Below are 25,071 nucleotides of genomic sequence, written 5' to 3' on the forward strand. Positions count from 1 at the left end.
CTAGCGCGCCTCTTCCGCGAAGACGCTTCGGATCTGCTCAAACGCCCACGCCAGTTCGTCTTCCGTGATGACGAGCGGCGGTGCGAAGCGAATGGTGTTTTCGTGCGTCTCTTTGCACAAGAGCCCCGCCTCTTTTAGTCGCTCGCAGTACGGCCGCGCCTTCTCGTGGAGCTCCACGCCGATGAAAAGCCCCCTGCCGCGCACTTCCTTGATGACGGGGTGCTTGAGGTCGCGGAGCCATTCAAGGAACTTCTCGCCGAGCGCGCGCGATTTCTCCGGCAGCTTCTCCTCGACGATCACGTCGAGTGCCGCGATGGCCACCGCCGCGCCGAGCGGGTTGCCGCCGAACGTCGACCCGTGCGATCCGGGTTCGAACACGCCGAGAATGTCCCGGTTCGCCGCCACGGCGGACACGGGGAACACACCGCCGCCGAGCGCCTTGCCGAGGATGTACACGTCGGGCACGACGCCCTCCCAGTCGCACGCGAACATGTGGCCCGTGCGGCCGAGACCCGTCTGAATCTCGTCCGCCACGAACAGCACGCCGCGATCGCGGCACAATTCGTACGCCTCTCGCAGATAGCCTTCCGGCGGTACGATGATGCCCGCCTCGCCCTGGATGGGCTCGACGAGGAACGCCGCGGTGTTCTCCGTGATGGCCTGCTTCAGCGCCTCGATGTCCCCGTAGGGAATGATGCGGAAGCCGGGCGTGAGCGGGCCGAAGCCGCGCCGGTACTCCGGATCGCTCGAGAACGAGATGATGGTCGTGGTCCGGCCGTGGAAGTTGTGTTCGGCCACGATGATCTCGGCCTTGTCATTGGGCACGCCCTTGACGTCGTACGCGTAGCGCCTGACCGCCTTGATGGCCGTCTCCACCGCCTCGGCGCCCGTGTTCATGGGCAGCACCATGTCTTTGTGCGTGAGCCTCGCGATGCGCTCGTACAGCTGGCCGAGCTTGTCGTTATAAAACGCGCGCGAGGTCAAGGTGATGGCGTCCGCCTGATCCTTGAGCGCCTGGATGATGCGCGGATGGCGGTGACCCTGGTTGAGCGCCGAGTACGCGCTCAGCATGTCGAGGTACCGCTTGCCTTCCGCGTCCCACACCCACACGCCCTCGCCCTTGACGAGCACCACAGGAAGGGGGTGGTAGTTTTTCGCGCCATATTGCTCTTCGAGCCGCAGGGCCTCGCGGCTCGTCACCTGTGTCGCCATGCGATTCACCTCAACAGGCGGGCAAACTGCCCGCCGAATTCCGTCACAGAAGCTCCGAAACGCTCTTCATCTGCGTGAAAAGGAGCAGGTAATCCGGGCCGCCGGCCTTCGAGTCGGTGCCGGACATGTTGAACCCGCCGAACGGGTGCACGCCGACGACGGCGCCCGTGCACTTGCGGTTGAAGTACAGGTTGCCGACGTGGAAGTGATGGCGCGCGTAGGCCAGGTGCTCGCGGTTCGTCGACAAGACGGAACCGGTGAGGCCAAATTCCGTGCTGTTGGCCACGTCGATGGCCTCTTCGAACGACTTCACCTTCGTGAACGCCACCACCGGGCCGAAGATCTCCTCCTGCATGATGCGCGCGTCCGGCTTCACGTCCGCGAACACCGTCGGATGGATGAAGAAGCCGGTCTCGTTCGACGCCGTGCCGCCCGCCACGAGCCGTCCTTCACCGCGCCCTATCTCAATGTAGGTGGTCACCTTCTCAAACGCCTTCTGATCGATGACCGGCCCCGTGCCGACACTCGCGTCCCGCACGTCGCCCACCTTGAACGCCTTCGCGATCTCGGCGACGCGATCGACGAGTTCATCGTAGAGCGACTCGTGCGCGATGACCCGCGAGCACGCCGAGCACTTCTGGCCGGAGAAGCCGAAGGCGGACTGGGCGATGATCTGCGCGGCCGCCTGGACGTCGTAGCCCTCGTCCACGACGATGGCGTCCTTGCCGCCCATCTCGGCGATGAACCGCTTGATCCAGCGCTGGCCGGGGATGCGCTTGGCGGCGAGCTCGTTCAGATGCAGGCCCACCTGCTTCGAGCCGGTGAAGGAGATGAACCGCACATCCTTGTGGCCGACCATGAAGTCGCCCATCTCGGCCGGATCGCCCGGGACGAAGTTGACCACGCCCGGCGGCATGCCCGCCTCCTCGAGCGCCTCCATCAGCTTGTAGGCGATGACGGGCGTCTGGATGGCGGGCTTCAAGAGGACGGTGTTGCCCGCGACGACGGCCGACACGGTCATGCCCGTCACGATGGCGAGCGGGAAGTTCCACGGCGGGATGATGGCCCCCACGCCGAGCGGGATGTACTCGATGTGGTTGTCCTCACCCGAGATGGGCGTGAGGAGATCGTCCGCCCGGCGGGCGAGATCGATCATCTGGCGTCCGTAGTACTCGAGAAAGTCGATAGCCTCGGCGGTGTCCGCGTCGGCTTCCGCGCGGCTCTTGCCGGCCTCAAGCAGCATCCAGGCGGAAAACTCGTGCTTTCTCCGGCGGATGATGGCCGCGGTCTTGAAGAGCAGCGCGGCGCGCTCGATGACCGGCATGCGCGACCAGGTCCGGTAGGCCTCCCAAGCGGCCTCGAGCGCCTGCTCGATCTCGTCCTTGCCGGCCATGGCGACGCGGCCGATGACCTCAGTCTTCTTGGACGGGTTGATGGACTCGATGTAGCGGCCCGTATCGATGCGCTTGCCGCCGATGATAAGGGGATACGTCCGGCCGAGCTCTCGTTCGACCTTGGCGAGGGCTGCGGCGAACGCCTCCTGGTTGGCCGGGTTGTGAAAGTCCGTCAAAGGCTCTGGGCGATACGGAATCATCGTATGGCCTCCTTCAAAATCGTGTGATACGTAGGGCCAGGATCCGCGCAGGCTCTACCTGTACTATCGAAGCAAACTTTGTGCCAAATGGCCAGCGCAGGTGTCGGGCAGGTGGCGCAGCCGACCGCACGGGCGCAAAAAGGGCCTTGCGCTTTTCGGACTCGGACTGCAAACTAGGCTTGCATGCCGATCTCGACAGGCGCCACAAGGCTCTTTGTATATTGATGCAAGCGAGGCTGGAACATGCGGAGAGGAGGCGAGGAATGCGCGCGCAAGATGCGGAGGCTCGCCGCACGTTGTTGGAGGCGGCGCTCGACGCCCTGGACGAAGGCGTGCACGTGGTGGACGCCGAGGGCGTGACCGTGTTTTACAACCGGAAGATGGCGGACATCGAGGCGATGTCGAGGCAGGACGTGATGGGGCGACGGATCGACGACGTGTTCTCGTTTCCAGACGCCGCGGGGAGCACGCTGCTCGACGCGGTGCGGCGAGGCGTGCGGCGGGACGACGTGCGACAGACCTACTTCAACCGGCGGGGGCAGGCCATCACGACCGTGAATCGGACGTTTCCGGTGTATGCGGACGGGAGGATTCTGGGCGCGGTCGAGATCGCCCGGGATGTGACGAGCGTCGAACAACTGAGGAGCACGGCCTTCGGGCAGGCGGGCGTGCGCTACACGTTCGCGTCCATCATCGCGGAGAGCCTTGCGATGCGCGAGGTCCTCGAACAGGCGCGGCGCGCCGCGCGCACGGACTCATCGGTGCTCATCATTGGGGAAACGGGCACGGGCAAGGAGCTTCTGGCGCAGGGCATCCACGCGGCCAGCCCGAGGCGGGACGGGCCGTTTGTGTCGCAGAACCTCGCCGCCATTCCGGACACGCTCGTCGAGGGCATCTTGTTTGGCACGGCGCGCGGGGCGTTCACGGGCGCGGTGGATCGGCCTGGGCTCATCGAGCAGGCGAACGGGGGCACGCTTCTCCTGGACGAGCTGAACGCCATGCCCGCGCCGCTTCAGGCCAAGCTGCTCCGCGTGCTCCAGGAGCGCGTGGTGCGCCGCGTGGGGGATCTGAAGGATCGCCCTGTGGATGTGCGCATCCTCGCCACGATGAACGAGGATCCGGGCCGCGCCATCCGCGAGGGCCGGTTGCGGGCTGATCTGTTCTACCGTCTGAGCGTCGTGACGCTCACGGTGCCTCCTCTGCGATCCCGCCGCGAGGACATTCCGCCGCTCGTGGCTCACTTCATCCGCCGGCTGAACGGCGCGTTTGGGCTCCGGGTGGAAGGCTGCGAGCCGAGGCTCATGGACGCGTTCCTGGCGTACGAGTGGCCCGGCAACGTCCGCGAGCTGGAGCACGTGATTGAGGGCGCCATGAACCTCATGGAGGATGAGGCGAAGATCGGGTTTCAGCACCTGCCGGGCCACGTGCGTCGCAGGCTGGAACAGGCGCTCGATGAGATGCAGGGGAACGAGGATCAGGGCGGGCGTGACGCGCGCGCCGAGGTGGTGCGCGAGCCGACGCCTCAAGGCGCTTCGGATGAGATCCCGCGAGGACGCCCATCCTTTCGCGATCTCGTCCGCGATTACGCCCGGACCGTGCTGCAGGCGGCGCTCGAGGAGACGCGCGGGAACGTCTCGGAGGCGGCGCGAAGGCTTGGCATGTCGCGCCAGAACCTGCAGTACTGGCTGCGGGAGGTGGCGGTGGATCCAGCGCGGTACCGCCGCTGATGCATGTGCATGCAGGGACTTATGGGCTGTTTGCATCGAAGCAAGCGCTTGTTCCGCATGCAAATCCCGTGGGCACCGCCAAGCGCGATTGCACCCCGCGGCACCACGGGCATGTACCCGCGGGGCGCAGGACGCGGGCATGTCCGACGCCGCGCGCCGTCGCGCACTTGGCACGAGATTTGCTACACTACGGGAGTCGAACACGCCGCGGCCGCACGTGTAAGCGTTGTCGCGAGCCAGATGAGGAGAGACGACGTCGCGCATGAAGCAGTTGGACGACATTCTGGAGAAAGAATCGAAGCTGCGCCGGGGGATGCAGGCGCGCCACATGTTCATGATTTCCATCGGTGGGGTCATCGGGACGGGGCTGTTTCTGAGCTCCGGCTATACGGTGAACCAGGCCGGGCCGGGCGGTGCCGTGCTGGCGTACGTGCTCGGCGGTGTCATCGTGGCCATCGTCATGATGTGCTTGGGCGAGCTGGCGACGGCCATGCCGGTGGCGGGATCGTTCAAGACGTATGCCCAGGAGTTTATCAGTCCATCCATTGGCTTTTTGAGCGCGTGGCTGTACTGGCTGAACGGCGCGTTCACCATCGGCGGCGAATGGATCGCCGCGGACATCATCATTCATCAGTATCTGCCGCACGTGCCGGACGTGGTCTGGTACGCCATCTTCGCGGCCATCTACCTGGCGCTCAACCTCACGCGGGTCGGGGTGTACGGGGAAAGCGAGTTCTGGTTTGCGAGCATCAAGGTCATCGGCATCATCGCGGCGTGCGTCGCGGGCGTGCTGGCGCTGTTTGGGCTGACGGGTCATCCGGCGATTGGCTTGCGCAACTATACAGGGCAGGGCGGGCTCTTTCCGCATGGGCTCGGCGCCGTGTTCCTCGCGCTTGTGCCCGTGAGCTTCGCGTACAGCGGCACGGAGCTCATCGGCATTGCGGCCGGGGAGAGCAAGGACCCGGCGAAGTCGGTGCCGCGCGCCGTGCGGACCACGAGCGTGCGCATCCTTCTGTTCTACGTCATCTCGATGATCGTCCTCGTCGGCATCATCCCCTGGCAAAAGGCGGGGGTGAACGACAGCCCGTTTGCAACCATCTTCCAAGTGGCAGGAATCCCGTACGCGCACCTCATCATGGACCTCATCGTGATCACGTCGGCGCTGTCGGCCGGATCGTCCTGGACGTACGCCTCGTCGCGGCTGCTCTGGTCCATGGCGCTGGACGGCATGGCGCCGCGGTTTTTGACGTATCTCTCGAAGCAGAAGGTGCCCGTGTGGTCGGTGGTGGTCACCCTGTTTGTCGGCACGCTGTCCTTGTGGTTGTACGACGTTTCGCCAAATACGCTGTACCTGTGGATTGTCTCCGGCATTGGACTCATCGCCGTGCTGTCGTGGGCCATCATCTGCGCCTCGCAGATCGGGTTTCGCCGCAAGTATGTGCGCGAGGGCGGCGACGTGTCGAAACTCGCGTACCGCACGCCGGGCTATCCGGTGGTGCCGATTCTCGGCGTCGTGCTGAACCTTGCCATCGCGGTGAGCCTGCTCTTCATTCCCGGCCAGCGCGTCGCCATCTACGCCGGCGTCCCCATCATCCTGTTGGTGCTCCTGGGCTACTACTTCATCTACAAGCCGAGGATGGCGAAATCGTGATGCAATCTCTGGGACTCGAGCTCTCCATGCGGCAGGAACTCCGGCTCACGGCGGAGATGCGGCTTTCGCTGCGCGTCTTGGCGCTTTCGTCTGCCGATCTCGCCGACGAACTGGAGCGATTCGCGGAAGAGGAGCCGTGGTTTCGATACGAGCGACCGCGGCCAGCCATCGTCTCGCGCGCCGAGGACGTCGATCCCTTGGCGCGCGTCGCGAGCCGCGAGCCGCTTGAGGAGCGGCTGAAGCACGAGCTCCGCCTCATGGACCTCCCGGCCCCGGTGCTCCGCGTCGCGCTCTATCTGGCGGATGATCTCGACGAGCGCGGCTACCTCGCCGAGCCCATCGACGTGATCGCAGAGCGCCTCGGCGCCTCGCCGGCTGAGGCGCGAGAGGCGCTCGCCGCGCTCCAGTCGTGCGATCCGCCCGGCATCGGCGCCGAAGATTTGACCTCCTGCCTCCTCCTCCAACTGCGGAATGAGCGAGAGCCCCTGAAGTCGCTCATGGCCTCCATCATTCGCTTCCATCTGAGCGACGTCGCGGAAGGCCGCCTTGACGACATCGCGTCGAGTCTGTCGGTGTCCCTGGCGCAGGTCGAGGAAGCCGTCCGCCGCATCCGCCGCCTGACGCCCGCGCCAGCCATCGCCGCGTCGAACGATCCCGTCGCTCCGTTGATGCCGGACGTCCTCGTGCGCAAGGTGGCGGGCGAGTGGACCGTCGAAGTGACGGAGTGGGCCGCGCCGCGGCTGGAACTTCGCGCGGAGTATCGGCGCTTGATGCAGAGTGGGGAGGAGGAGGCGCGTCGGTTTGTGTCGGCGCGGCTCAAGCGGGCGGCCTGGCTCACACGCGCCATCGAGCGCAGGCGGATGACGCTGCAGAGCGTGGCCGAGGCGCTTGTGAGGTGGCAGGAAGGTTACCTCGAGCGGGGGGCCGTAGCCATCCGACCCCTCCGCTTGGCCGACATCGCCGAGGAGATCGGCGTGCACGAGTCGACCGTGAGCCGCGCCGTCAAGGACAAGATCCTCGGTTCCCCCCAGGGCCTCATTCCCATGGAGCGCCTGTTTTCGGTGGAGGTGGCCCCGGGGTGGTCGCAGGAGGCGGCGAAAGCCCGTCTTGCCGAGATTGTGCGGGCGGAGGACAAGGCGAGCCCCTTGTCCGACCAGGCGATTGCGAATCTTCTGGCTTCCGAGGGCTGCAGGCTCTCGCGCCGCGCCATCGCGAAATACCGCGAGGCGCTCCGCATCCCGAACTCGTTTCAGCGCAGGCGCTGAGCGTCCTGTTCCATGGGCCTCAGGGCAGGCGGTGGGCGATGACGATGCTCGATTGTGGCTTCACGCGCCGTCCTCCTTCGCTTCTCCACCGGAGTCCGCGTCGCTCGAAGAAGCGCGCTCGGACGCATGACCCGTTGCCCCACGCCAGCGGTCACCGGACCCAGCGGAACCCTTGCCAGGCTCGGTGGTGCCATCCTCGGCGACTTCTTGCCCACCATCGACGTCCGGCCACAGGTCGAACATCGCGACGAATTCGTCGCGCACGCTCTCGACCGCCTTCAATTCGCCCAAGAGCGTCGGTCGCAGATCCGCAAACTCCGGCTGATCCAGTTGGCGGAGGAGCGTGGAACGGCGAACGTTCAGAAACTCGAGAAATTGGAGCGCGCGCCCGCGCCGGAAGGTCTGAGGGCCCGCGGGGCGGCCGAGCTCGAAGTGTTCTCCATGGCCGCGGGGATGGCCGCCGTGAACTTCCCGCCCACGATGGTGATGAGGATGTGCATGTCGCATGCGATCACGACCTTTCGAATTCATTCGTATACGTTCGTATGCGATCTTACACATCTCATCCGTGACTGTCAACTTTCTTCGGCGTACGCCGTGGGCTTTGCTGGGACCGCCGAAGACGGAACAACGGCCGGGACATCACGCGTCCCGGCCGTTGTTCCACGCCATCCGGCAATGTTTCTTTGTCTTTCCCCTTTACCCCTACATGGGGCCGCGCCAGATGATCTCGACCTTTCAAAATAGCAAAGGCCACCCACGCGCTGTACGCGGGTGGCCGGTTGCACAACTCGCTCCCTCAGGCCTTATGTGCCCAGATGACGACCTGAGATCTTCGCGTCCACCGTCGTGCCGAATGTACACTGTCCTAGCTTCAGTATACCGGGCGGAGTGGGGAATCGTCAATCCGTTTCAAAACCTTCTCGCGGACCCTTGTCCACGCCTCCCTCCGACGGAGCGGCGAAGAAGTTGAGAAATGTTTCCGATATGCCCTTAAAAAATCGTCTTGACGATCGAACCGTATCCATGTCGCTGGTTGTCGATGAGGTCCCATCACCAGGAGAGAAGGGTGTGTTCACATTGGCGTTCAGCTTCCGCGGAGCCATCGCTCGAGGCACGAGCGCGGTGGTCGCCGCCATGGCCGCCTCGCAGGTGCAGCTGCATGCGCAGACCGCGCCGGCCGGTGCTCCGCAGGACCTGACCGGACTGGGACAAGTTTCGGTGTCCATCGACGGTGTGCCGGATCCGGTGTTTGCGGCCGAAGAGGCCAAGTATCCAGGGGACGTCACCTCGTTCGACACGTGGCGAGGCTTCAGCCATCAGGGCAAGCGCGTGATCACCCTCGCGCTGCCGAAGGCCGCGGACGTGGTCTCCGTGTCGGTCCGAACACTTCAGGATTTTCCTCTGGGCATCTACTTCCCGCGCTACGTCGAATTTCAGTTTGAGTCGAACGGCAAATGGTACAGCGCCGGGCGCGAAGCTTCCGCATATCCACTGAGCACGCGCAATCTGATGGCGCAGACCTTCACGTGGTCGTCACAAACCGGCTTGGAAGCGTCAGCGGTCCGAATCATCGTCCCTGTCGACGTGTGGGTCTTCTTGGACGGTTTTGACGTCAAGGGGTTCTTGAACGCCAAGGGCGCACCTGTCAGCACGCTGACGCCGGTCGCCGCCAACCCCGACAAGCCGCTTGGGCCCCTTCTGCCCACGGCGCCCAATGCCTACGGCATCCGCAATATGTTGCTTGTCGAGACGGGCGCCAACGGCTCACTCGGCACGTGGAGCGAGCAGGACTTCGTGCCGATGCTCGCCTACGTGAAGGAAAGTGGTCAGATCACAGCGCCTTTATTCGACACGATGCTCTTTCTTCCCTACGGTTCCGTGCCCACGACGCAGGCGGGACTTTCGGCGTACCTACAGGACCTGTTCTCGCCGGGTCAACAGCTTTCCGCCCTCAACGAGGCCGTGGGCTACGTCAACCAGGTGCTGCACCGTCCCGGTTACAAGGAGCGCGTCGTGCTCTCGTTACCCTACTTCGCGTACGGCCAGACCACCTTCGGCACCATCGGCGGATCGACTGTCACCTTCGCCGGTTCCCCGGCCGATCCCGACGCCCTCGCGGCCCGCGAAACCGCCGAAACGTGGTACTTGCAGCAATTGCTCGACGACTGGAACCGCGCGGGATTCAGCAATCTGCAGCTCGTCGGCCTGTACTGGAACGAGGAGCAGTTCCGCGACACCATGCCGGGCGAAGCGGCCTATGTGGCGTTTGCGTCTCAGCTCGCCGCGGCGCATCATCTTCCGCTCTTCTGGATCCCGTTCTACGGGGCTGCCGGCATCCCCGACTGGAAGAGCCTCGGCTTCTCCGCCGCCTGGATTCAGCCGAACTTCGTCGAACAGGGCTCGCAGGCGTATCTCGCCCGCATGGTGAATGCCGCGCAGACCGCGGCCCAGTACGGCATGGGGGTCGAGGTGGAACTCACCGGCATCAGCCAGCAGGACCAGGCGCTTTACGACAGCTCGCTCGCGCAGCTGTCCGCGTATGGTTTCGGAACCCATCAGGCGTCGCACGCGTACTACGACGGATCGAAGCTTCTCTTGACCTCGGCGAAATCCACGGGACAGGCCCGGGTCGCGTACGACACGACGGCGAGCTTCATTGCGGGGGTGGCCATTCGTGGCGGTTCGTAATGCCTGGTTTGCCGCGCCCTTGTTTGCGGGCGCGCTTTGTCTTCCCTGGCCGGTTCAGGCCGCGACACCGTTGACCAAGGGGCACGCAGGTTTCTCGTCCATCCGCGTGTTGGTTGGCACCTCGACGTCCATGTCCGTTCCGACACTCGTCCAAGGCAATCAGACGGACATCGCGCTGTGGGACTTGATGCAGGTGTTGAACGAGATCGGCTTTTCCGCCTCGTGGTCGAAGGGCCAGTTCGTCATCACGGCGCCGGTGTCTGTGCCGGTCAACGAGGCGCCGGGCCCCGCAGGCAAGGGAGGAGCGGTGGTCGTGATCGACGGGCAAGTGGTCGAGCGCGTCCCCACCGCCATCGCCACGCCGCCAGGTGCCTCGTCGCCTGAGGTGTTCCTCCCGCTCACAAATGCGGAAGAGATCCTCGCGCGACTCGGGATTCAGGCGACCTTGAACGGGGACCAGCTGGACCTCGACGCCTCGGCCGTGCCGCAGCCCTTGCCGGATAACGAGGTGGCGGTGTGGAACGTGCTCGCCGCCTTTGCGTCCGTTCTCGGCCTGCCGACGGCGCCGGCCGGATCGAGCGCCTACACGGATCTGTCGACGGCGTCGCCCGCTTGGGGCGTGGTGCGGGCCGCGATTCGCGAGGGCTGGTACCAACCGCCTTCGCCGACGTCGTCCGGCGCGTTTCAGCCCATCACGTGGGGCGAGGCCGCGCAGATTCTGTGGAACGCGCTTGGCATCTCGATGCAGGATGGGGCGTATCAGCCCGGGGGATCGCCTACGGCGTGGGCGAGCGCCATTGGGCTCGTTCCAGAAAACTGGGATCCAGCTTCGAACATGACAGCGCAGGAATTGGACACGCTGGCGTCGAATTTGCACGAATGTCTGCAAGGTGATGTCGAAACGGCTGCAAACACCTGGCGGCTGTGTTATCCGCCGGCCGATGAATATCAAACCACGCTCCAATCCGGGGGCGGACAGCCGCTGTTTGCGTCCACGGCCGACGCGCAGGCGGCCATCTCGGCGACCTACCAATTTTTCAATCAGCTTGTGGTGACGCGCAGCGGGCAGCGTTGGTTTCTGACGCTGCCCTCGGCCCCGAGCGGATACGGGTTTGCCACCATCTCCGCGCTCGGCGGTCTGTCGTACCAGACGAAGCCGGGAGGCGCGTGGATTTCGGCACCGTCCGTTGATACGCGGGACGTGTCCGTCCCCAAGCAGGGCCGGCTGGCCGTGACCATTCCCCCGGAGGGGCTCATCATCACCTGGAACCAGATGATGCCATCCTTGGGCGGAACGGTGGCGCTCGGGGCGTTGGACGTGAGCCCTGGGCCGTCGGGGCCTTCGGTCCAGCGCGTGAACATCGCATCGCCCAACTTGCCTCCACCCATCACGTCGCCTGTCGCTTCCCTGCATGTGCAGCAATGAGAATGGAGGTCATGGTTGTGAAGACGCATCGCCTGCTCGCGGTCATGGCGCTGCCAGCCACGGTGCTTTGGACGACGCCGGCGTCTGCGCTGGCGCAGACCTCGAGCTCGCCGAGCGCTTCGGCGTCGTCGCTCAACGTGCCCGTGGCGGCTCTCACACTTGCGGGCGTTCAATCGTATCCCATGTTGAGCTACGGCTCCACGGGCGCCTATGTGGCCATTTTGCAGAATGCGCTGAATGCACTGGGCTATGACGTGGGACAAGCCACCGGCGTCTTCGACGCCACCACAGAGGCGCAGGTCAAGGCGTTTCAACAGGCCGAAGGGCTTGGCGTCGACGGGATTGTCGGGCCGATGACATGGGGAGCCTTGGCCAAGGCCGTCGCGGATTATCGCCAGGTGATGACCGTGCTCACGCGTCCAAGCTCCCTCGTTCAGCACGTCGAATGGAAACGGATTGTCTGGAACGGGCAGCTCATCTCGAAGCCCGTCGGCTTCACGTATCAGGGGACCGCCTACATGCCCATTTGGTACGTGATGGAGGCGCTTCGAAAGGCCGGGATCGCGAGCACATGGTCGGGTGGCGTCTGGACACTCACGCCGCCTGGGGGGCAGGCCGTCGATTACGGCAAGATTTCGTACGGCCCCGGCAGCGCCGCCATCGCCATCGGCCAGACGGTCGTCGCGAATGTGCCAGCGGTGGTGTATCCAGACCCGGCGTCGGGCAAGCTGACGACGTTCATGCCCGTCTGGTACGTGATGAACGCGCTTCAGCGGCTTGGGATCGCGTCGACATGGCAGGGCACCGAGTGGGATATGAAGCCGGGTCCCGTGGTGATTGAGACGGGCGATCCGTCCTCGAATTCCACCGGATCCAGCAACGGCACGGGCAACAGCACCGGCAACGCCACCGGCGCGCTGCCAGGCGGCAACACCGTGGCGAACGTGACGAATGCCACCGGGTCGACCAACGCCACGGGCAACGGCACGAGCAACGGAACCGGAAACGCCACGAGCCTCGGCAATTCCACGGGGAACGCCGTCGGAAACAGCACGTCGAATTCGACGGGCAACGCCACGTCGAATGGCACGGGGAACTCGACCGGGAATTCCACGGGCAACTCGACGGGCGGATCGAGCGGGCTGTCGTTCACCAATGTGGATCTCCGCTATCCTGCGCCGTCCAACATCAACGCGCAGAGCATCAATCAGTTCTTGCTGCAGAACAGTTCACCGCTGAACGGGCTCGGCAATTCATTCATGGACGCGCAGAACCTGTACAGCGTCGACGCCAACTATCTGGTCTCCCACGCAATCCTCGAGAGCGCATGGGGCCAAAGCCAGATTGCACTGCAGAAGAACAATCTGTTTGGCTATGGCGCGTACGACTCGAATCCGGGGCAGGACGCGGGCGTGTTCCCGAGCGACGACTACGCCATTCGCTTCGAGGCGTGGACGGTGCGGACGAACTATCTCACGCCCGGCGCGAGCCTGTACGTCTCTCCGACGTTGAGCGGCATGAACGTCAACTACGCGACGGCCAAGACGTGGGCGAGCGGCATCGCGGCCCTCATGACGCAGTTCGCGACATCCGTCGGATCGAGCGTGAGCGCGTATGTGCAGTACGCGCCGTCCAACAACCCGCCGGCCCCGAAGTCGACAGCCGAGCCGGTGTATTACGTGAACGGGGCGCAGGGCGTCACGCAGCAGGATCCGTATTACCCTAACAACGGCGTCCCGTACTATCCGAGCATCGCCCAGGGCGAGAATCAGCAGTTCTTCGGCCAGCTCAGCGTCGGCAGCTTTGGACAACCCGTGGTGGAAATCCAGCGGTTCTTAAACCAAACCATCAACGCGGGGCTCACGGTCGACGGCCAGTTTGGCGCGCTGACGCAAGCGGCGGTGGAAAAGTTCCAGTCGCAGGTCATGCACATGTCCAACCCGAACGGCGTCTGGACGTTCAGCATGTGGGTGCAGTACATCCAGCCCTCGCAGTCGAATGCGAATCTGATCCCCGCGGGCACGACGGTGAAGATCGATCAGATTGCCGAAGGCATGGCGGGGCCGTACGTGGTCCCCTGGTACCACGTCGTCGGCTACGGCTGGGTGGACTCGCAGTATATCAAGTTGACCAACGTGTACCGGGTCATTGTCCAGAACCCGGCGGGGACCGCGACCACCATTCCGGTCTATCAGGTGGGGGATCTGTCGAAGGTGTTGCTGAACCTGCACAGCGGCGACTGGGTGGTCGCCAATTCGCCGCAGCCCTCGGGCGGCGTGTACACCATCCAAATCGCTGCGCAGGATCCCGTGGTCTCCAACGGATACGCGGCCGACACTCTGCTGACCGGCGTGATTCCCGCCAACGGCACCGTCAGCCTGGTGCCCCAAAGCTGAGGAGGCAAGGCGCCGCCTTCGACAGGTGGCGCCTTGCGTCTCATTATCCGTTGACGATCTCGCCGCCATTCACGTGCAGGACCTGCCCGGTCATGTACGACGAGTTCGCCGACGCGAGGAATACGTAGGCGGGTGCCAACTCCGCCGGCTGGCCGGCGCGCCCCATGGGCGTGTCCGTGCCAAACTTGGCCACTTCGTCCGCCGCGAAACTCGCCGGAATCAGCGGCGTCCACACCGGGCCAGGCGCCACGGCGTTCACGCGAATGCCCTGTTTCGCCAGCGAGAGCGCGAGCGATCGCGTCAAGGACACGATGGCGCCCTTGGTGGCCGCGTAGTCGATGAGGGTCTCGTGGCCGCGATAGGCCGTGATCGACGCGGTGTTGATGATGCACGCGCCCGGCTTCATGTGCGGAAGCGCGGCCTGAATCATGTAGAAATAGCCGAAGACGTTCGTCGCGAACGTCATCTGCAACTGTTCGGGCGTGATGTCGAGGATGCTCGGCTGCGGGTGTTGGCGGGCCGCGTTGTTGACCAGGATGTCGACTTTGCCGAATTGCGCGATGGCCTGCCTGACGACGCGATCGCATTCGGCCTTGTTGGACACGTCGAACGCCAGGTGTTGCGCGCGGCGGCCATATCGCTCGACGTGCTGCACGGTCTCCACGGCGTCCGCTTCCTCGTCGCGGTACGCGATCACGACGTCCGCGCCCTCCTTGGCAAACGCGACGGCCACCGCGCGGCCGATGCCGCTGTCGCCGCCCGTGATGAGCGTCACCTTGTCTTTCAGTTTGCCCGCGCCGCGGTACTCGGGGTCATCGAAGAACGGGCGCGGGTTCATCTGCGACTCCACGCCGGGCTGGTGGTTCTGGTGCTGCGGCGGGAACGAGGTCGGATAAGACGGCGCCTGCCCCGCTTGGGGTGCCATGATGGTGGGCATGGGTCACGCTCCTCTCCATGAGCATCATCGGTTAGGATGTGGCGACTTCGGCCACGTATGCACGTGCGCCGCCTCGCGTACAGGTTGTTGTGGAGCGATGAGCAGGCCACTTTCAGAAGGGGGCGAAACCTTTGTCGTATCGCGATCTCGTCTCGCGCCTCACCCTCGAAGAAAAAGCATCCCTCTGCTCCGGGCTCAACTTCTGGCAAACGAAGCCCATCGAGCGCCTCGGCATCCCGTCTCTCTGCATGACGGACGGGCCGCACGGCGTTCGGCTGCAGCGGCAGGGCGGATCGTTCACCGATTCGGAGCCCGCCACGTGCTTCCCGACAGCCGCCGCGCTCGCGAGTTCCTGGGATCCCGCGCTCGTGGAGCGGATTGGCCAGGCGCTCGGCGACGAATGCCGCGCGCTCGGCGTTCACGTGTTGCTCGGGCCCGGCGCCAACATCAAGCGATCTCCCTTGTGCGGGCGCAACTTCGAGTACTTCTCGGAGGATCCGCTTCTCTCGAGCGAAATGGCCGCGGCGCATATCCGGGGCGTCCAGTCGCGCGGCGTCGGATCGTCGCTCAAGCACTTTGCTGCCAACAACCAGGAGTACCGGCGCATGACGACGAGCGCCGAGGTGGACGAGCGCACGCTGCGCGAGATCTATCTCGCGAGCTTCGAAGGCGCCGTCAAGGGTGGACGCCCGTGGACGGTCATGTGCGCGTACAATCGCCTCAACGGCACCTACTGCTCGGAACACCCGTGGCTTCTCACGCAGGTGCTGCGCCGGGAATGGGGATTTGATGGCGTCGTGGTGTCGGACTGGGGGGCGGTGAACGATCGCGTCCAAGGCCTCGCTGCAGGGCTGGACCTCGAAATGCCCGGCGGGCCGTACGCGCAGGACGCCGAGATCGTCCAGGCTGTGCGAGACGGTCGCCTGGACGAAGCCGTGCTCGATGCGGCCGTGGAACGCCTGCTCGCGCTCATCGACCGGGCCTACCGGCCGCAGGGCGATTCCGCCGATCTCGACGCGCATCACCGCCTTGCCCGCCAGGCCGCGGCCGAGTCGATGGTGCTTCTGAAGAACGACGGGGCCGTGTTGCCCATCGCGCCAGGGCGGCGGGTGGCGGTGATTGGCGCGTTCGCCGTGTCGCCGCGCTACCAGGGAGGAGGAAGCTCGCACGTCAATCCCGCGCGCCTCGACGAGCCGCTCGCGGAGATGCGCCGCGCGTTTGGCGACCAGCTTGTCCTGTACGCGCCGGGGTACGCGCTCGACGACGACGCGCCTCGCCTCGAGCTCATCGAGGAGGCCGTGCGCGCTGCGGCGCAGGCGGATGTCGCCGCCATCTTTGCAGGGCTGCCGGAGAGCTGGGAGTCTGAAGGATATGATCGCCCGCACATGCGAATGCCGGACGCGCACGTGGCGCTCATCGAAGCGGTGACGTCGGCTCAGCCCCGCACGGTTGTCGTGCTCTCGAACGGCGCGCCCGTCGAGATGCCTTGGATCCACCGCGTGCCTGCCGTGATCGAGGCGTATCTCGCGGGGCAGGCCTTCGGCGGCGCCATCGCGGACGTGCTGTCGGGCGCTGTGAACCCGTCCGGCAAGCTGGCCGAGACGTTTCCGCTTCGGCTCGAGCACAACCCTTCGCATCCATACTTCCCCGGCGAAGGCGACAGATCCGAATACCGAGAAGGTGTCTTCGTCGGCTATCGCTACTACGACACCAAGGAGATGGACGTGCTGTTTCCCTTCGGGCACGGGCTGTCGTACACCACGTTCGAGTACGAGGCCATCCGCATGTCTCGTGAGCAGGTCCGGGACGACGACGTGCTCACCGTGCAGGTGGACGTGCGCAATACCGGGCAGCGCGCGGGCAAAGAGGTGGTCCAGGTCTATGTCGAGCCGAGGTCCTCGCGAGTCGTTCGACCTCGGCGCGAGCTTCGCGCCTTCGCCAAGGTGGCGCTGGCACCCGGCGAGACGCGTACGGTCGAATTTCAGCTGGGCAAGCGCGCGTTTGCCTACTACGACGTCGATGCTGGCGATTTCGCCGTGGAGAGCGGCTGGTACGAGATCCGCGTCGGATCGTCCTCGCGTGATCTGCGCCTCACCGCCTCCGTGGAGGTGACATCCGCCGCCCCGCGCAGGCCGGTGTCGGTCCACGCCAATGCAGCGCTGGGCGATCTGCTGGACGATCCGGCCACCGGTCCGGTGCTCCGCGAGCTCTTGAAGGAGAAGCTCGCCGATTCGCCGCTTGGCAGCGAGATGGACGCCAATCCGATGTTCGAGGCGTTCATGCGGTTCACGCCCATCGGTCGTGTCACGACGCTGTTTGGGGTGCCGCGGGACGAGAACGAGCGAGTTCTTGCGAAGCTGCGAGCCGCGCAGGAAGAGGGCCAACCGGAGGAAGGGCGGGGGTGACCGGCCGGCTCATCCGCATGACTCGTTCGAACGGCGTCGGTGTGCGAGGAGGGAAGCAGGGCATCACTGCGTCATTGCCTTTTCGCACACCGAAAATCTCCGTGTTGAGCCGCGAATTTGGAATTGACCGAGTGTATGAAATCATATATGATCAACACAACCCGCAACGCCCACTCAGGCTTGCGGGAAGACGAAAGTGAAAGGGGGGACGCACAATGCCCGAGGTGGACGCGAAAGCGTTCCGGCGAACGTGCGGACTGTTCACGACAGGCGTGACCGTCATCACGACATCGGTCAACGGTCAGGTGCATGGGATGACGGCCAATTCGTTCACATCGGTTTCGCTCGACCCTCCTCTGATTCTCGTCTGCGTCGACGTGCGCAGTAAGATGGCTCAATTCTTGTCGTCTTCGAAAGCGTTTACAGTCAATGTTCTCGGGCGTCATCAGGAGGAGGTGTCGCGCCACTTCGCCGGATCGAGCGGAGATTGGCACGGAACGTTTCTTCCCTTCGGGGAATCGGTTCGCCTCGATGACTGCCTGGCCGCGCTGTCGTGTGGGGTGTACGCCCAATATCCGGCGGGAGATCATATCATCGTGCTCGGTCTTGTGAAAGACATCTATCAGCAGGACGAGGGCATCCCGCTCGTTTTCTGGCGCGGAACCTATACGTCGCTGGCTGGGGACGCGTCGGTGCGTGCCTGTCTGGGCAAAATCGTATAGGAAATCACATCGGATGGCTCGCGGGCATCGCGCTCTTCGGTCTGTTGAGGGAGGGGAGACACGATGGGCACGGGTGTGCCTGTTTCGAGCGCGGCGGGCATCTTGGCGCGGATGGAGCGGTTGACCGCATGGCCGCTTCCGCGGCGATTGTTCCTCGTCATCGGTCTCGGGTATCTGTTCACCTTCTACGACATATTCGACGTCAATGTGTCCTTTGTGCAGACCGCCACATCCATCATACCCGGTGCAACTCCGGCGGACGCCAGCCGGTACATCGGATTGCCCATCTTCGCCAACCTGTTGGGGTACGTGGTCGGCACGCTTGTGTTGAGCCCTCTTGCCGATCGCGTCGGGCGAAGGCGTATGCTGATGACCACCATGTTCATCACGGGGGTCGGTTCTCTGTTGACAGCTCTCGCGATGCGCGACTGGTGGTTTATTCTCGCGCGCGGCATCACGGGCGTGGGCGTGGCCGCGGATCTGGCTGTCGTGAATACCTACATGAGCGAGGTCGCGCCGAGAAGAGCGAGGGCGAAGTACACCTCAGGATTGTTCATTTTCTCAGGTGTCGGAGCGCTTGTGGGCATCTGGCTCGGGTTGTGGTTGACGACGCCCAGTGCGCCGTTTCCGGAAGGACTTCCGTTTGCGCTTGCAACTTCGTCGTTCCATTGGGGCTGGCGGTTGATGTACTACATCGGGGCGGTACTCGCGCTCATCGCACTCCTGCTGCGGCTTGAGCTCCCTGAGTCTCCTCGCTGGCTGGCCGCGAAGGGGCGAGTCGAAGAAGCCGCCGCTGTTGTAGCTGCTATGGAGGAGCGCCTGGGCTTGGGCGCGTTTCAATCCGATGGAACCGCCGCATCGTTCTCGCTGGTCTCCGACACGCGCGCGCCGTATGGCGAACTGTTTGGCAGTCCTGTGTATCGCAGGCGAATCTTCCTCCTGTTTTTCGTCTGGCTCTTTAGCTATGTGACCGTGTACGGATTTTCTGCAGGCATGACCACGCTGCTCGTGGGCGCAGGCTATGCGCCGAGTGAGGCGGGGCTCATCGTGGCCGTCGGCGTCTTGGGCATGCTGCTGGCCGGCGTCGTGGCGTACCTTGCGGGAGAAGTCATGGAACGCAAAACCTATCTGCTCGTGTCTGCGGTCCTGACCATCTTGGGAGGACTCGTGGTGGGGCTTGCTGGACACCATCTGTGGCTTTCGTACCTCGGTGCAATCCTCCTCTTCTTCGGGCAGAACGTGTGGGTGCCGGTGTTTTACGCGTGGACTGCGGAAAACTTTCCATCTCGCGCGAGGACCAGCGGTTTCGCCCTCGTGGATGGAGCGGGACACATCGGCGCCGGAGTCGGTTTGTGGGCCATCGCGCCGTTGATTCCCTCTCTCGGCGTGACCGCCGGATTTGTGGCGATGTCGGGCTTCCTTCTGATCGCGGCGTTCATCGCCCTTGGAGGGATTGCGTCTCGAGGCAAAGTTTTGGAGGAGATTTCGCCGTAGGGACGTCCCTGCGTGCACGAAATTGCGCTTTCGCACGAATAGGAAATCGTATACGATAACGTCATGACCAAACATCCACCAAGCAAACAACAGGTCGCCTATCAAACCTTGAAGCAGCGGATTCTCGAAGGAACCTATGGGCCCGGATATCGCATCGTGATCGACCGCATCGCGAAGGAATTGGGGGTGAGTGCGATTCCCATTCGTGAGGCCATTCGCCGCTTGGAAGCGGAGGGATTGGTGGAGGTCGAGCGATTCAGCGGAGCCAAGGTGACCCGCATTGACGCGAAAATGTACGAGGATATTCTCTCGGCACTCGCGGTTCTCGAAGGCTACGCCACGGCCCAGGCCTATCGCAACCTCACGGATGAGGACTTCGATGCGCTTCGACAGACGAACGAGGCGATGCGCCAGGCCCGTTCGGATTTTGATCTCACGCTGTACAGCAGGCTCAACCAACAATTTCACGAGATTATCCTGCGCCGTTGCAATAACCGCTATCTCGTGGATGAAATTCACGCCGTGCGGGAACGAATGGATGCCATGCGGGTGTCCGTCTTCAATCTCATCCCGCATCGGGCCAGCGATTCCATTGCAGAACACGACAAGCTGATTCAGCTGATGGCGGTGGACGTCGGAGAGGACGCGGTGGAGCGGTTTGCTCGCCAACATCGGTTGGCGACGCTGGAAGCCTTCAGGCGTTGGAACGAGCAACACACCCGTTTGGTGGCGGAGCGGAGGGAGTGGTATCGTGCGCCACGCGAGATACATCGACCGGGGGCGGATTCATGAGGGCGTTTGGGAAGACGGGGTCCTCGTCAATGAGGAGGGCCGAGTGGTTTCGGAGGAGCAGGTCATTTGGCTGCCGCCGATTGAGCCGAGGACCGTGTACGGCCTTGCCTTGAACTACGCCGATCACGCGGTGGAGTTGAACTTGGAGAAGCCCAAGGAACCGGTGCTGTTCATCAAGCCGAACGGCTCGCTCATTGGACATCTGGCTCCCATCGTCTATCCCAAAGGCGTCGAGTACATGCATTACGAGGCCGAGCTGGCCGTGATCATTGGCCGCGCGGGGAGACGCATTCGGCCCGAGGACGCCTTCGAGCACGTCCTCGGTTACACGATTGCGAACGATGTCACGGTGCGGGACTTCGTGGGGAACATGTTCCGCCCGCCCATCCGCGCGAAGGGATTCGACACTTTCGGGCCGCTCGGCCCATGGTGGATCGACGCCGCGGACGTGTCCGATCCTCACCAGCTCGAGATTCGGACCTACGTGAACGGCGAAGTCCGCCAGCGCGGAAACACGCGGGACCTGATCTTTCGAATCGACGAAGTGATATCGTTTATCAGCTCGTTTGTGACGCTCCGCCCGGGCGACGTCATTCTCACGGGCACGCCGCCGGGCATCTCACCCGTAAAACCGGGGGACGTGATCGAAATCGAAATCGAAGGCATCGGCCGGCTTAAAAATCCGGTGGTGGACGAGGCGAACGATGAACGGGCGAGGGAGGTGCTGTCATGAGCCATGTAGATCTGAAAGGCGCCGGGTTGAACCTCGAGTTCGAGCCGATATCGCGCCCTGCGCTTCATTTCATCGATGGCCAGTTCGTGGAGAGCGCGGAGGGCGGATGGTTTGACACCTTGAATCCGACGACCAACGACGTGTTGACGCAAGTGGCAGAGGGGACCGCGAGCGACGTGGATCGCGCCGTAGAAGCGGCATATCGGGCCTTTCACGATGGGCCCTGGGGCAAAATGAGCGCGAAGGAGCGGGCGCGATATCTCGTTCGCATCGCCGATGCCATCGAGCGACACGGCGAGGAGTTGGCGCGCCTTGAAGTCGCAGACACGGGGTTGCCCATCTCCCAGGCCCGGGGACAGGCGGCGCGAGCTGCGGAAAATTTCCGGTTCTTCGCCGAGATGGCCACGCGTATGACCGGTGAGACGTTTCCAGTGGGCGACCAGTTTCTCAACTACGCCATCCGCGTTCCGGTTGGGGTGGCAGGACTCATCACGCCTTGGAACACGCCCTTGATGCTTGCGACGTGGAAAATCGCGCCTTGTCTCGCCGCGGGCAACACGGCGGTTCTAAAGCCTGCCGAATGGTCCCCGCTCACGGCAACCAAGCTGGCGGAGATCGTTCAGGAGGTCGATCTCCCGCCCGGCGTGTTCAATGTCGTTCATGGCTTCGGCGAGGTGGCGGGAGACGCGTTGGTGAAACACCCGAAGGTGCCGCTGATCTCGTTCACGGGTGAAACGACCACGGGCCGCACCATCATGAAGAACGGATCGGACGCGCTGAAGCGCTTCTCGATGGAGCTTGGCGGAAAGTCTCCGGTCGTGGTGTTCGACGACGCCGATCTCGACAGGGCTTTGGATGCTGTCGTCTTTGGCGTGTACTCGCTGAACGGGGAGCGTTGCACCGCTGGCTCTCGCCTGCTCATTCAGGATTCCATCCGCGAGGAGTTTGAAGCCCGTTTGGCGGAGCGCGTTCGAAGGATTCGCCTCGGGCATCCGCTCGATCCCGCCACCGAGGTGGGCCCCCTCATTCACCCGGAGCACAAGAGGCGCGTGGAGCACTATCTCGACCTCGGCCGGCGCGAGGGTGCGACGATGGCCGTGGGCGGCGAGGTCCCGCGGGAGCTTGCGCGCGGAAACTTCGTTAGGCCGACGCTTTTCGTGAACGTGCGAAACGACATGTGCATCGCGCAAGAGGAGATCTTTGGCCCGGTGCTCGTGTCCATCCCGTTTACGACGGAGGAGGAGGCCATCCAGCTTGCCAACGGCGTGCAATACGGACTTGCCGCATACATTTGGACACGGGACCTCGAGCGCGCTCATCGCGTGGCACGGCGGATCGAATCGGGGATGGCCTGGATCAACTCGCAGAACGTTCGCGACCTACGCACGCCGTTTGGCGGGATGAAGCAGAGCGGCGTCGGGAGAGAAGGTGGGCACTACAGTTTCGAGTTTTACACAGAGTGGAAGACCGTGCATGTGGCGCTCGGGCAGCATCCCATTCCCCGCTTCGGCGTATCGGGTATGGAGACAAGAAGCTGACCAACACAGGGTGGGTGATGAGTGATGGGCGCGAAGAGTGGCGCGGAATACGTGGAGCGTTTGAATGCGGAGCCGCGCGAGGTGTGGATTCACGGGCAGAGGGTCGAAGGCAACATCTCGGACCACCCGGCGTTTCGAAATGTGATCCGAAGCATGGCCAGGCTCTACGACATGCAGCTTGATCCCGCGACGCGCGACGAGATGACGTACGAGGAGGGCGGCCAGCGGTACGGATTGTCTTGGCTGGTTCCTAAAACGCGCGACGATCTCGTCCGCAGAGGACGCATGATGCAACGGTGGGCGCGTGCTACATTTGGGATGATGGGCAGAACTTCGGATTATCTCAACGTCGCCATCATGGCCATGTCTCAAGCAAGCGCTTACTTTGCAGGCAACCATCCGTCGTATGCCGAAAACATCCAGGCGTACTACCAGTACGCGCGTGAACGGGATCTGACGTTGACGCACACGTTGATTTCTCCTCAGGTCAACCGGTCCGTGAGTGTCGGGAAACTTCAGGACCCTTATATCGCCGCCCGAGTGGTGGAGAAAAACCGTCGCGGCGTCGTCATCCGCGGCGCTCGACTGCTGGCTACTCAAGGGCCTATCGCCGATGAAATCTTGGTCTTTCCGTCCACTGTGCTGCGGAACACCGAGGAGGATGCACCGTATTCGTTCGCGTTCGCCATCCCCAGCTCGACGCCTGGCTTGCGCTACATCTGCCGAGAAAGCTTCGACTATGGGCGGTCTCACTTCGACCATCCGCTTGGCTCGAGGTTCGAGGAAATGGACGCCATCGTCGTGTTCGACGACGTTCTGGTTCCCTGGGACCGCGTCTTTCTCCTCGAGGATGCTGAGCGCTGCAACCAGTTGCATCAGGCGACGCACGCCGTCGTCCACATGACGTACCAGGTGATGCACAAAAATATTGCGAAGTGTGAGTTTTTGCTCGGGCTCGCGGAGGCCATGGTGGACGCCATCGGCATTGCACAGTTCCAGCACGTCAAGGAGAAGGTTGCCGAGATCATTCTCGCGCTCGAAACCATGAAAGCGTTTTTGCGCGCTTCCGAAGCGGATGCCGAGCTCGACGAATACGGCGTGATGACGCCGGCTTGGGCTCCACTGAACGCGGCGAGGAACCTGTTCCCGAAGACGTATCCTCGTCTTGTCGAAATCATTCAACAACTCGGCGCGAGCGGACTGATGGCCATTCCCACCGAGGCTGACTGGAACTCCGAAATCCGCGGAGATCTCGAGCGCTTCTTGCAGGGACGCAACATCCATGCGTTCGATCGGTTGAGGCTGTTCCGCCTCGCCTGGGACGCGGCGCTCTCGAGTTTCGGATCGCGCCAAGTGCTGTACGAGCGGTTCTTCTTCGGCGATCCCGTTCGCATGTACGGTGCGCTCTACGACGCCTACGACAAAACCCCCTATGTTTCGCGGGTGAAGGCTTTCCTGGACGGTGAGGCGCTGTGAGGTCGACGTTGCCGTATTCAATTGTCCGCGCGGGCCATGCGGAACTCTTGGTGCGCGATCTCGCCCTTTCGCGCAGATTTTACGAAGACATTCTCGGGTTTGTCGTCACGGAGGAGTCCGAAGGGCGGTTGTTTCTTCGCGGGGTGGAGGAGCGCCACCATCACAGTCTCGTGTTGACGGAGTCAGACGTGCCGATGCTCGGCCACCTGGCGTTCCGGGTGGCGGAGGACGATGACCTCGATGCCATGGCGTCCTATTTTCAGACGCTGGGATGTCACGTGCATTTCATCGAGGATGGCGAAGAGCCCGGCCAGGGGCGAGCGCTGCGCGTGCAAGATCCGTTTGGCTTCCCGCTCGAGTTCTACGCCGAAATGTCGCCCGCCGAGTGTCTGCTCCAGAAATATCATCTGCACAAGGGTGCCGGCGTGCGCAGACTGGACCATTTCAACTGCTTCGTCTCCGATCTGGCAAGCTGCGAGGCCATGTGGCGCGAGGGATTGGGATTTCGCGTGACGGAGTACGTGGAGACGGATGAAGAACCTCGTGTGAAGAAGGCCGTCTGGCTTCAACGCAAGGGTAACGTGCATGATATCGCCCTCATGGAAGGCAGGGGACCTCGACTTCACCACATCGGCTTTTGGATGGACGACATCGGGAGCATTATACGCACCTGTGACATCTTGGGCGGAGCGGAGATGCACGAGCACATTGAACGGGGGCCCGGGCGGCACGGTATATCGAACGCGTTTTTCCTCTATCTGCGCGATCCCGACGGTCATCGCATTGAACTGTACACATCGGACTATTTGACTGTTGACCCCGATCATCGACCCATCCGCTGGAGTGCGACGGATCCCAGGCGGCAGACGCTCTGGGGGCATCAGACGCCCGAGAGTTGGTGGCGGGACGGGACGGTGGTCATGGATTGGGAACGCAACGTTCCCGTCGAACTGTGCGGGACGACGGACGCGCGTGCGGCTGGGTATATCAAATGAGACTGCGAGGGGGACGG

Annotated in this window: 18 protein-coding genes and 1 riboswitch; of the genes, 14 read left to right on the top strand and 4 right to left on the bottom strand. The window is 63.5% G+C overall.

Annotation, left to right across the window (positions count from 1 at the left end; translation table 11 throughout):
* Entirely contained in the window at positions 1-1,212 is a 1,212-nt protein-coding gene (locus tag AACI_RS01730; RefSeq protein WP_012809755.1) for an ornithine--oxo-acid transaminase, read from the bottom strand.
* Between the two features lie 43 nt (positions 1,213-1,255).
* Positions 1,256-2,806: an L-glutamate gamma-semialdehyde dehydrogenase gene (gene pruA, locus AACI_RS01735; protein WP_012809756.1), complete on the bottom strand. Its 1,551-nt coding sequence runs from the start codon at positions 2,804-2,806 to the stop codon at positions 1,256-1,258.
* 263 nt (positions 2,807-3,069) lie between these two features.
* Between pruA and AACI_RS01740 the strand changes: the two genes are divergently transcribed.
* From AACI_RS01740 to rpoN, 3 genes are all read left to right on the top strand, one after another.
* Positions 3,070-4,533 (top strand): sigma-54 interaction domain-containing protein, encoded by a 1,464-nt coding sequence (locus tag AACI_RS01740; protein WP_012809757.1) that lies wholly within the window; start codon positions 3,070-3,072, stop codon positions 4,531-4,533.
* A gap of 262 nt (positions 4,534-4,795) precedes the next feature.
* A complete protein-coding gene (locus AACI_RS01745; protein ID WP_012809758.1) occupies positions 4,796-6,184 on the top strand; it encodes an amino acid permease in 1,389 nt (462 codons plus the stop codon).
* Positions 6,184-7,449, top strand: a complete 1,266-nt coding sequence (rpoN, locus tag AACI_RS01750; RefSeq protein WP_012809759.1) for an RNA polymerase factor sigma-54 — start codon at positions 6,184-6,186, stop codon at positions 7,447-7,449. Before AACI_RS01745 ends, rpoN begins: the two co-directional genes overlap by 1 nt.
* 60 nt (positions 7,450-7,509) lie before the next feature.
* Here rpoN and AACI_RS15570 read toward each other — a convergent pair whose 3' ends face one another.
* On the bottom strand, positions 7,510-7,956 hold the full coding sequence (locus tag AACI_RS15570) for a hypothetical protein (protein WP_012809760.1): 447 nt from the start codon (positions 7,954-7,956) through the stop codon (positions 7,510-7,512).
* 260 nt (positions 7,957-8,216) lie between these two features.
* Positions 8,217-8,301, bottom strand: a riboswitch (cyclic di-GMP riboswitch).
* A gap of 219 nt (positions 8,302-8,520) precedes the next feature.
* Between AACI_RS15570 and AACI_RS01760 the strand changes: the two genes are divergently transcribed.
* From AACI_RS01760 to AACI_RS01770, 3 genes are read left to right on the top strand one after another with little or no spacing between them, the layout of a single operon-like run.
* A complete protein-coding gene (locus tag AACI_RS01760; protein ID WP_012809761.1) occupies positions 8,521-10,140 on the top strand; it encodes a DUF4855 domain-containing protein in 1,620 nt (539 codons plus the stop codon).
* Entirely contained in the window at positions 10,127-11,566 is a 1,440-nt protein-coding gene (locus AACI_RS01765; RefSeq protein WP_012809762.1) for a hypothetical protein, read from the top strand. The genes AACI_RS01760 and AACI_RS01765 overlap by 14 nt, the downstream gene beginning before the upstream one ends.
* A gap of 11 nt (positions 11,567-11,577) precedes the next feature.
* A complete protein-coding gene (locus AACI_RS01770) occupies positions 11,578-13,962 on the top strand; it encodes a peptidoglycan-binding protein (RefSeq protein ID WP_245530661.1) in 2,385 nt (794 codons plus the stop codon).
* A gap of 43 nt (positions 13,963-14,005) precedes the next feature.
* Here the strand turns inward: AACI_RS01770 and AACI_RS01775 are convergent, their stop codons facing one another.
* Positions 14,006-14,899 carry an SDR family oxidoreductase gene (locus tag AACI_RS01775; RefSeq protein ID WP_012809764.1) on the bottom strand — a complete coding sequence of 298 codons (894 nt, stop codon included), beginning with the start codon at positions 14,897-14,899 and terminating at the stop codon, positions 14,006-14,008.
* 131 nt (positions 14,900-15,030) lie between these two features.
* Here AACI_RS01775 and AACI_RS01780 point away from each other — a divergent pair, with 131 nt between their 5' ends.
* The 8 genes from AACI_RS01780 (at position 15,031) to hpaD (ending at position 25,054) form a co-directional block, all read left to right on the top strand.
* The gene (locus AACI_RS01780; protein WP_012809765.1) at positions 15,031-17,304 is read left to right on the top strand and encodes a glycoside hydrolase family 3 C-terminal domain-containing protein; all 2,274 of its coding nucleotides are present in this window, start codon (positions 15,031-15,033) and stop codon (positions 17,302-17,304) included.
* A gap of 215 nt (positions 17,305-17,519) precedes the next feature.
* Positions 17,520-18,026 carry a flavin reductase family protein gene (locus AACI_RS01785; RefSeq protein ID WP_012809767.1) on the top strand — a complete coding sequence of 169 codons (507 nt, stop codon included), beginning with the start codon at positions 17,520-17,522 and terminating at the stop codon, positions 18,024-18,026.
* A 63-nt stretch (positions 18,027-18,089) separates the two neighbouring features.
* Positions 18,090-19,520 (top strand): MFS transporter, encoded by a 1,431-nt coding sequence (locus AACI_RS01790; RefSeq protein ID WP_012809768.1) that lies wholly within the window; start codon positions 18,090-18,092, stop codon positions 19,518-19,520.
* Positions 19,521-19,583: 63 nt separating this feature from the next.
* The gene (locus AACI_RS01795; protein ID WP_012809769.1) at positions 19,584-20,312 is read left to right on the top strand and encodes a GntR family transcriptional regulator; all 729 of its coding nucleotides are present in this window, start codon (positions 19,584-19,586) and stop codon (positions 20,310-20,312) included.
* Positions 20,272-21,045: a fumarylacetoacetate hydrolase family protein gene (locus AACI_RS01800; RefSeq protein ID WP_012809770.1), complete on the top strand. Its 774-nt coding sequence runs from the start codon at positions 20,272-20,274 to the stop codon at positions 21,043-21,045. The genes AACI_RS01795 and AACI_RS01800 overlap by 41 nt, the downstream gene beginning before the upstream one ends.
* Positions 21,042-22,583 carry a 5-carboxymethyl-2-hydroxymuconate semialdehyde dehydrogenase gene (gene hpaE, locus AACI_RS01805; protein ID WP_012809771.1) on the top strand — a complete coding sequence of 514 codons (1,542 nt, stop codon included), beginning with the start codon at positions 21,042-21,044 and terminating at the stop codon, positions 22,581-22,583. The genes AACI_RS01800 and hpaE overlap by 4 nt, the downstream gene beginning before the upstream one ends.
* Before the next feature lie 24 nt (positions 22,584-22,607).
* On the top strand, positions 22,608-24,059 hold the full coding sequence (hpaB, locus tag AACI_RS01810; RefSeq protein ID WP_012809772.1) for a 4-hydroxyphenylacetate 3-monooxygenase, oxygenase component: 1,452 nt from the start codon (positions 22,608-22,610) through the stop codon (positions 24,057-24,059).
* 8 nt (positions 24,060-24,067) lie between these two features.
* A complete protein-coding gene (gene hpaD, locus AACI_RS01815; RefSeq protein ID WP_012809773.1) occupies positions 24,068-25,054 on the top strand; it encodes a 3,4-dihydroxyphenylacetate 2,3-dioxygenase in 987 nt (328 codons plus the stop codon).
* Positions 25,055-25,071: the final 17 nt, after the last annotated feature.

The organism is Alicyclobacillus acidocaldarius subsp. acidocaldarius DSM 446 (assembly GCF_000024285.1).
In the GTDB taxonomy this organism is placed as follows: Bacteria; Bacillota; Bacilli; order Alicyclobacillales; family Alicyclobacillaceae; genus Alicyclobacillus; species Alicyclobacillus acidocaldarius.

Coding starts and splice junctions, on each gene's coding strand:
- AACI_RS01730 (WP_012809755.1), bottom strand. CDS start 1,212: ATGGCGACACAGGTGACGAGCCGCGAGGCCCTGCGGCTCGAAGAGCAA.
- pruA (WP_012809756.1), bottom strand. CDS start 2,806: ATGATTCCGTATCGCCCAGAGCCTTTGACGGACTTTCACAACCCGGCC.
- AACI_RS01740 (WP_012809757.1), top strand. CDS start 3,070: ATGCGCGCGCAAGATGCGGAGGCTCGCCGCACGTTGTTGGAGGCGGCG.
- AACI_RS01745 (WP_012809758.1), top strand. CDS start 4,796: ATGAAGCAGTTGGACGACATTCTGGAGAAAGAATCGAAGCTGCGCCGG.
- rpoN (WP_012809759.1), top strand. CDS start 6,184: ATGCAATCTCTGGGACTCGAGCTCTCCATGCGGCAGGAACTCCGGCTC.
- AACI_RS15570 (WP_012809760.1), bottom strand. CDS start 7,956: ATGCGACATGCACATCCTCATCACCATCGTGGGCGGGAAGTTCACGGC.
- AACI_RS01770 (WP_245530661.1), top strand. CDS start 11,578: ATGGTTGTGAAGACGCATCGCCTGCTCGCGGTCATGGCGCTGCCAGCC.
- AACI_RS01775 (WP_012809764.1), bottom strand. CDS start 14,899: ATGCCCACCATCATGGCACCCCAAGCGGGGCAGGCGCCGTCTTATCCG.
- AACI_RS01785 (WP_012809767.1), top strand. CDS start 17,520: ATGCCCGAGGTGGACGCGAAAGCGTTCCGGCGAACGTGCGGACTGTTC.
- AACI_RS01790 (WP_012809768.1), top strand. CDS start 18,090: ATGGGCACGGGTGTGCCTGTTTCGAGCGCGGCGGGCATCTTGGCGCGG.
- AACI_RS01795 (WP_012809769.1), top strand. CDS start 19,584: ATGACCAAACATCCACCAAGCAAACAACAGGTCGCCTATCAAACCTTG.
- hpaE (WP_012809771.1), top strand. CDS start 21,042: ATGAGCCATGTAGATCTGAAAGGCGCCGGGTTGAACCTCGAGTTCGAG.
- hpaB (WP_012809772.1), top strand. CDS start 22,608: ATGGGCGCGAAGAGTGGCGCGGAATACGTGGAGCGTTTGAATGCGGAG.